The following is a 7,471-nucleotide window of genomic DNA, read 5'->3' on the forward strand; positions in this document are numbered from 1 at the left end:
GCATTCCCCCGGCGGCGCATTCCCCTGGCGTCGCGGTTCCCTAGCGTCGCGGTTCCCAGCGGAACCACTTCTGGACAGCAAACACGCTCAGCACGATCCAGGCCACCGTGGTGATGCCCGCGCCCAGCAGTTCCGTGCCGCCTGCCGCGCCGGGCGCGCCGACGCCGAGCCAGCCGGCCCGTACGAACTCCATGACCCCGCTGAGCGGGAGCATCGAGCAGACGGTGGCGATCGGGTCCGGCAGCGAGTCGACGGGCATCATCAGCCCCGAGCCCCACGCGGAGATCAGGAAGAACGGCAGGGTGGTCAGGCCGGCGCTCTCCACGGTGCGGGTGATCACCGTGGTGACGGCGGCCAGCGCGGCCAGCATCACGATCGCACCGAGCACGCCGAGGAACAGCAGGTCGGGGCGGTGCGGGGCGGTCGCGCCCAGGGCGGCCGGGCCGAGCGCCGTCAGCAGCGCGCACTGGACCAGCGCGATCACGGCGGCCGGCAGCGCGCCGCCGGCCAGGATCTCGGTGTCGCGGGCCTCACCGGTGCGCAGCCGCTTGAGGACCAGCTCCTCGCGGCGGGCGACGTAGGTGGCGACGAGGTTCATGTAGACGACGAGGACGAGGACCATCCCGGTGCCGCCGACCGCCGTCGCCTCGGCGATGCCCATCGGGAGGTTCCCGTCGTCCATCCCGGCGAGCGAGGTGCGCAGCAGGCCGATCATCAGCACCGGCATGAGCACGGCGACGAAGAGGTTGTTCCGGTTGCGCGAGAGGAGCGTGAGCTCGGCCCGCCCGAGGGCGGTCAGGCGCGCGGCGGTGGCGTTCATCGGGCCTCTTCCAGGTCGGCGGTGCGGGAGGTGGTCGGGTCGTCGGCGCGGGAGGCGATCTCCAGGAAGGCCTCCTCCAGCGAGGCGGAGCGGGCGTCGAGCCCTTCGAGCCGTACGCCGGCGGTCGCGGCCCAGCCGAGCAGCTCGCCGAGCGCGTCCTGGAGCGCGTACGTGCGGATCTCCACCCGCCGGCCGTCCGCGGCGGCCTTCAGGCCGAGCGGCAGGCGCTCCGCGCCGAGGCCCTCGGGGAGCAGGAAGCGGATCCTGGCCGGCCGCGAGGCGGTGACCTCGGCGGGCGTGCCGGAGGTGACGATCCGGCCCTTGTGCATGATCGCCAGCCGGTCGGCGAGGGACTCCGCCTCCTCCAGGTAGTGCGTGGTGAGCAGCACGGTCGCGCCGGCGTCGCGCAGCCGGCGGACCAGCTCCCAGGTGTCGCGGCGGCCCTCGGCGTCCAGGCCGGTGGTCGGCTCGTCGAGGAAGAGCACCTCGGGGCGGCCGAGCAGGGCGAGCGCGAGGTCGAGCCGCCTCCGCTCGCCGCCGGAGAGCTGCTTGATCCTTACGGCGGCCCGGTCGGTCAGCCCGACCATCTCCAGGGCCTCGCCGGCGGGCCGGGCGCCGGTGGTGCAGCCGGCCCACATGCGTACGGTCTCGGCCACGGTGAGGTCGGACGGGAAGCCGCCCTCCTGGAGCATCACGCCGATCCGGGGGCGGACGACGGCCCGTTCCGTGTACGGGTCGTGGCCGAGCACCCGGACCGTGCCGCCGGTGGGCCGGGCCAGGCCCTCCAGGAGTTCCACGGTGGAGGTCTTGCCGGCGCCGTTGGTCCCGAGGAGCGCGAAGATCTCGCCCCGGGGGACCGCGAGGGAGATTCCGCCGACGGCCTCGAAGCCGCCGGAGTAGGTCCGGTGGAGGCCGTCCGCCTCGATCACATTCGTCATGTCCCTCAGACTCCCGCCGGACGGGGCCGGGCAGCAGTGCGCGCTGTCACCACTGCTCATGACAAATGTCATCGGCGGCGGGCCGGTTCAGGGAACGACAAAGGCCCCGGTTCCTGAGAACCGGGGCCTTTGTACCCGAGCGGACGACGAGATTCGAACTCGCGACCCTCACCTTGGCAAGGTGATGCTCTACCAACTGAGCCACGTCCGCATTGCTCCCGACCAGCTCTCACTGGGCGGTGCGAGCACCACTGTACCTGATCCACCGGAGTGGCCGGTAACACGATGCAGAGCGGGTGACAGGAATTGCACACTGCGCCTTCCCCCTGGAAGGGGGATGTTCTACTACTGAACTACACCCGCACGCTGCGCGAGGTCCGGCCTTTCGGCCTCGCCCCTCGGCGTGATCCAGACTCTAGCCGAAGGTCGGGGGTGCATGGCAAATCGCTTCCTGGCGTCCCGTCAGCGCCCGCCTCAACTGGCCTCGCGGAACGCCTCGTAGACCCGCTTGGGGATGCGGCCGCGGGCCGGCACCTCCATCTTGTTGGACTGCGCCCAGGCGCGTACGGCGGCCGGGGCGGGGGCCAGTGCGGTGACCGTACGGGTCTTCGCGACCGCACCGGTACGGCCGGCGGCCTGCTTTCGCCCGGCGGCCACGTACGGGGCCAGGGCCTTGCGCAGTTTCTTTGCATTGGCGGGATTGAGGTCGATCTCGTACGTCTTACCGTCGAGGCCGAAGGTGACCGTTTCCGCCGCTTCTCCGCCGTCGATGTCGTCGAAGAGCGTGACCACTACGCGCTGCGCCACGGATATCGGTCCTTTCCTGCGGTTCGTCGCATCAGGGTTGCCGGTCGGGCGCGCCTGACGTGCGGCGATGCCGGAATGTCCGGCTGTTGAGGGGCAATGCTGCTTTCCCCTGGATTCCTTTGTACAGCGGTTGGCACGGCATCGTGAAGCCCCGGCAATTCCATCAGCGTGTCTCCGCTGCTGCAATGGGCGGCGCGATATTTCACGTGGATTTTTCCTGGCGGTCTTTGTGTGCTCCTCCAAAAGTCTACTCGCGTAGAATTTGGAGACAGGTACGCTGAGGGAACCGCCCACGCAACACACACCGGGAGTGCCAGTGGCACGCGTCGTAGTCGACGTCATGCTCAAGCCGGAGATCCTCGACCCGCAGGGGCAGGCCGTGCAGCGTGCGCTGCCGCGCCTGGGATTCCAGGGGATCGCCGACGTCCGTCAGGGGAAGCGCTTCGAGCTGGAGGTGGAGGGTCCGGTCGACGAGGCCGCTCTCGCCCGCATCCATGAGATGGCCGAAACCTTCCTCGCCAACACCGTGATCGAGGACTTCACCGTGAAGGTGGAGTCGTGACCGCTCGCATCGGAGTCGTCACCTTCCCTGGAACCCTCGACGACCAGGACGCGCTGCGCGCCGCCCGTCTGGCGGGCGCCGAGCCCGTCTCGCTCTGGCACCGCGACAAGGACCTGAAGCAGGTCGACGCGGTCGTCCTCGCCGGCGGCTTCTCCTACGGCGACTACCTGCGGGCCGGCGCCATCTCCCGCTTCTCGCCGGTGATGGAGACGATCATCGAGCAGGCGAAGGCGGGCATGCCCGTCCTCGGCATCTGCAACGGCTTCCAGATCCTCACCGAGGCCCATCTGCTGCCGGGCGCGATGCTGCGCAACAACCACCTGCACTTCATCTGCCGCGACCAGAAGCTGCGGGTGGAGAACGCGGACACCGCCTGGACCGCCGACTACGAGCAGGGCCAGGAGATCCAGGTCCCGCTGAAGAACATGGACGGCCGGTACGTCGCCGACGAGCGCGTGCTCGACGAGCTGGAGGCCGAGGGGCGGGTCGCCTTCCGGTACCTCGACACGAACCCGAACGGCTCGCTGCGTGACATCGCGGGCATCACCAACGCCGCGGGCAACGTGGTCGGCCTCATGCCGCACCCGGAGCACGCGGTCGAGCCGCTGATCGGCACCGGCCGTACCGACGGGCTCGGTTTCTTCACCTCGATCCTCAAGAAGCTGGTCAACGCCTGATGAGCCTCGACACCGTCAAGCACGCCACCGAGACCCCCGACGTCGAGCAGCCGTGGGCCGAGCTCGGCCTCAAGCAGGACGAGTACGCGCGCATCCGCGAGATCCTCGACCGCCGTCCCACCGGCGCCGAGCTCGCCATGTACTCCGTCATGTGGTCCGAGCACTGCTCGTACAAGAGCAGCAAGGTCCACCTGAAGCAGTTCGGCGAGAAGGTCCCCGAGAACGACGCGATGCTCGTCGGCATCGGCGAGAACGCGGGCGTCGTCGACGTCGGCCAGGGGTACGCGGTCACCTTCAAGGTCGAGTCGCACAACCACCCCTCGTACATCGAGCCCTACCAGGGCGCGGCGACCGGCGTGGGCGGCATCGTCCGCGACATCCTCGCCATGGGCGCGCGCCCGGTCGCGGTCGTCGACCCGCTGCGGTTCGGCGCGGCCGACCATCCCGACACCAAGCGCGTCCTGCCGGGCGTCGTCGCCGGCATCGGCGGCTACGGCAACTGCCTGGGTCTGCCGAACATCGGCGGCGAGGTCGTCTTCGACGCGTGCTACCAGGGCAACCCGCTGGTCAACGCCGGCTGCATCGGCGTGATGAAGCACGAGGACATCCACCTCGCCAAGGCCTCCGGCCCCGGCAACAAGGTGATCCTCTACGGCGCCCGCACGGGTGGCGACGGCATCGGCGGCGTCTCGGTCCTCGCGTCCGAGACCTTCGACGACACCAAGCCCACCAAGCGGCCCGCCGTGCAGGTCGGCGACCCGTTCCAGGAGAAGCTCCTCATCGAGTGCACCCTGGAGATCTTCAAGGAGAAGCTCGTCGCGGGCATCCAGGACCTCGGCGGTGCCGGGCTCTCCTGCGCCACGTCCGAGCTGGCCTCCGCGGGCTCCGGCGGCATGCGGGTCGAGCTGGACACCGTGCCGCTGCGCGACGCGACGCTCTCGCCCGAGGAGATCCTCATGAGCGAGTCGCAGGAGCGCATGTGCGCGATCGTCGAGCCGCAGCACGTCGAGCGCTTCATGGAGATCTGCGAGAAGTGGGACGTCACCGCCACCGTCATCGGTGAGGTCACGGACGGCGACCACCTGGAGATCTTCTGGCACGGCGAGCTCATCGTGGACGTGCCGCCCGGCACCGTCGCCCACGAGGGCCCGACGTACCACCGGCCGTACGCCCGCCCGGAGTGGCAGGACGCGCTGCAGGCGGACGACGCGGGCAAGCTGCCCCGGCCGCAGACCGGCGCAGAGCTGAAGGACCAGGTCCTGAAGCTGGTCTCGTCGCCGAACCAGGCCTCCAAGTCCTGGATCACGGATCAGTACGACCGCTTCGTGCAGGGCAACACGGTTCTGGCCCAGCCCGAGGACGCGGGCATGGTCCGGATCGACGCGGAGACCAACCTCGGCGTGGCGATGGCCACGGACGGCAACGGCCGGTACGCGAAGCTCGACCCGTACACCGGCGCGCAGCTCGCGCTGGCGGAGGCGTACCGCAACGTCGCCGCCTCCGGCGCCAAGCCGCTGGCGATCTCGGACTGCCTGAACTTCGGTTCGCCCGAGGACCCGGCCGTCATGTGGCAGTTCGCCGAGGCCACCCGCGGTCTCGCGGACGGCTGCCTGCAGCTGGGCACCCCGGTGACCGGCGGCAACGTGTCGCTGTACAACCAGACCGGTGAGGTCGCGATCCACCCGACGCCGGTCGTGGCCGTGCTCGGTGTGATCGACGACGTCAACCGCCGCACCCCGATCGCCTTCGCGGAAGAGGGCCAGCTCCTCTACCTGCTCGGCGACACGCGTGAGGAGTTCGGCGGCTCGGCCTGGTCCGAGGTGATCCACCAGCACCTCGGCGGCATGCCGCCGGCCGTGGACCTCGACCGGGAGAAGCTGCTCGGCGAGATCCTGATCTCGGCGTCCCGCGACGGCATGATCGACGCGGCGCACGACCTCTCGGACGGCGGTCTGGTCCAGGCGGTCGTCGAGTCCTGCCTGCGCGGCGGCACCGGCGCGCGCCTGGTCGTCCCCGAGGGCCTCGACGCCTTCACGTTCCTCTTCAGCGAGTCGGCCGGCCGTGCGGTCGTGGCCGTCCCGCGCAGCGAGGAGCTCCGCTTCACCGACATGTGCGGGGCGCGCGGTCTGCCCGCGACCCGGATCGGTGTCGTCGACGGCGACGCCGTGGACGTCCAGGGTGAGTTCGCGCTCTCCCTGACGGAGCTGCGCACCGCGCACGAGGCGACGATCCCGGGCCTGCTGGCCTGACGCATCGCTCGACGAGAAGGCCCCCGCCGGAAGGAAGGCGGGGGCCTTCTCGCGTTTCCGCGCGCAGGGCTTGCACGAGATTACGTGATTACGTAATCTCGTACTCATGGAGCTGGAAGAGCGCGTCGCCGAACTCGAGCGGCGCATGGCGGCGCTCGAGAGCGCCGACCGTACGGAACACGCCCCCACCGAGGGCGATTTCTGGGCCCTGGAGGGCCTCAAGGCGCAGCTCGCCGAGGTGGGGGAGGCGGCCGCCGACGGCGGGGTCCTCTTCACCGGCGCGCTATCGCTGCCCACCGGGGAGCGGTACGAGTGGCAGTTCGGCGCACTCACCGAGGACCTGCTGGAACGGGACTGGTCCGAGGTCGCCGACTCCTTCGCCGCGCTCGGTCATCCCGTACGCCTCCGGCTGCTGCGGGAGATCCTCGGCGGCCGGCGCACGGCCGCCGAACTGGCGGAGCTGGAGGAGATCGGCACGACCGGCCAGATCTACCACCACCTGCGCCAACTGACCGCCGCCGGCTGGCTCCACACCGCCGGACGCGGCCGCCACGAGGTACCGGGAGCCCGGGTCGTCCCGCTCCTGGTGGTCCTCACCGCCGCCCGTCCTTGACCGGACCGCACCGGATGTCTCAGGGGGAGAAGTCCATGTCCGCACGCAAGCTCGCGGGAAACGTCCACCGCACGCTGTGGCTGCTGTTCGCCGGGCAGGCCATCGCCTCGTCCTTCGTCGACCTGCCCTACCCGTACTGGGCCGGCTGGCTGCCGGCCCTCGCCGCCACGGTCCTCGCGATCACGCTCGCCCGGACCGCGCGCCGGGAGATCGCGGCCGCGCCGCCGCGGGCGCCGGTCGAGGTGGCGCCTCCAGTCGCCGGTCGCTGGTCGGCGCTGAACAGCCCGGCGGACCGGACGCCCAGCCACGGCACCCACCAGTTCGGCCAGACGTACGCGATCGACGTCACCGCCGAGTCCGACGAGCGTCCGCGCCCGTCCTTCGCCCTGTTCTGGCCGGTCATGCGCCGCAACCGGGACTTCCCCGCCTTCGACGCCCCGCTGTTCGCGGTCGCCGACGGGACCGTCGTGCACGCCGAGGACGGGCAGCGCGACCACCTGAGCCGCAACTCGCTGCCCGCCGTGCTGTACCTGATGCTCTTCGAGTCCGCCGCCCGCGTGCTCGCCGGCGCCCGCCGGGTGACCGGCAACCACCTCGTCCTCGACCTCGGCGACGGGACGTTCGCGATGTACGCGCACCTGAAGCGCGGCTCCCTGGCCGTCCGCCCCGGCGACCGGGTCACCGCGGGCCAGGAGCTGGCCCGCTGCGGCAACTCCGGCAACTCCACGGAGCCGCACGTGCACTTCCAGCTGATGGACGGCCCGGACCTGGAGACGGCTCGGGGCGTCCCGTTCACCTGGCGCGG

Annotated in this window: 8 protein-coding genes and 2 tRNA genes; 5 read left to right on the forward strand and 5 right to left on the reverse strand. The window is 70.8% G+C overall.

Translation table 11 applies throughout. The features are described from left to right. Nucleotides 1–40: 40 nt before the first annotated feature. The 5 genes from VIU94_RS04655 to VIU94_RS04675 form a co-directional block, all read right to left on the reverse strand. On the reverse strand, nucleotides 41–820 hold the full coding sequence (locus tag VIU94_RS04655) for an ABC transporter permease (protein WP_331907821.1): 780 nt from the start codon (nucleotides 818–820) through the stop codon (nucleotides 41–43). Continuing rightward, nucleotides 817–1,758: an ABC transporter ATP-binding protein gene (locus tag VIU94_RS04660; protein WP_331907823.1), complete on the reverse strand. Its 942-nt coding sequence runs from the start codon at nucleotides 1,756–1,758 to the stop codon at nucleotides 817–819. The genes VIU94_RS04655 and VIU94_RS04660 overlap by 4 nt, the downstream gene beginning before the upstream one ends. A gap of 138 nt (nucleotides 1,759–1,896) precedes the next feature. After that, nucleotides 1,897–1,969, reverse strand: a tRNA-Gly gene (locus tag VIU94_RS04665). Nucleotides 1,970–2,049: 80 nt separating this feature from the next. Then, nucleotides 2,050–2,121: transfer RNA gene (locus tag VIU94_RS04670), tRNA-Gly, on the reverse strand. 111 nt (nucleotides 2,122–2,232) lie between these two features. Further along, nucleotides 2,233–2,565 carry a histone-like nucleoid-structuring protein Lsr2 gene (locus tag VIU94_RS04675; protein WP_331907825.1) on the reverse strand — a complete coding sequence of 111 codons (333 nt, stop codon included), beginning with the start codon at nucleotides 2,563–2,565 and terminating at the stop codon, nucleotides 2,233–2,235. Between the two features lie 316 nt (nucleotides 2,566–2,881). Between VIU94_RS04675 and purS the strand changes: the two genes are divergently transcribed. The 5 genes from purS to VIU94_RS04700 all read left to right on the forward strand — a co-directional run. Next, a complete protein-coding gene (purS, locus tag VIU94_RS04680; protein ID WP_318105238.1) occupies nucleotides 2,882–3,127 on the forward strand; it encodes a phosphoribosylformylglycinamidine synthase subunit PurS in 246 nt (81 codons plus the stop codon). Further along, nucleotides 3,124–3,804: a phosphoribosylformylglycinamidine synthase subunit PurQ gene (purQ, locus tag VIU94_RS04685; RefSeq protein ID WP_331907827.1), complete on the forward strand. Its 681-nt coding sequence runs from the start codon at nucleotides 3,124–3,126 to the stop codon at nucleotides 3,802–3,804. Before purS ends, purQ begins: the two co-directional genes overlap by 4 nt. Next, nucleotides 3,804–6,053, forward strand: a complete 2,250-nt coding sequence (purL, locus tag VIU94_RS04690) for a phosphoribosylformylglycinamidine synthase subunit PurL (protein ID WP_331907829.1) — start codon at nucleotides 3,804–3,806, stop codon at nucleotides 6,051–6,053. The genes purQ and purL overlap by 1 nt, the downstream gene beginning before the upstream one ends. Nucleotides 6,054–6,159: 106 nt before the next feature. Next, entirely contained in the window at nucleotides 6,160–6,666 is a 507-nt protein-coding gene (locus VIU94_RS04695) for an ArsR/SmtB family transcription factor (RefSeq protein ID WP_331907831.1), read from the forward strand. Between the two features lie 35 nt (nucleotides 6,667–6,701). Beyond that, nucleotides 6,702–7,471, forward strand: a 770-nt coding sequence (locus VIU94_RS04700) for a M23 family metallopeptidase (protein WP_331907833.1), incomplete at its 3' end; no start/stop codon positions are given.

The sequence above is a fragment of the Streptomyces sp. genome (genome assembly GCF_036566765.1).
Lineage (GTDB): Bacteria > Actinomycetota > Actinomycetes > Streptomycetales > Streptomycetaceae > Streptomyces.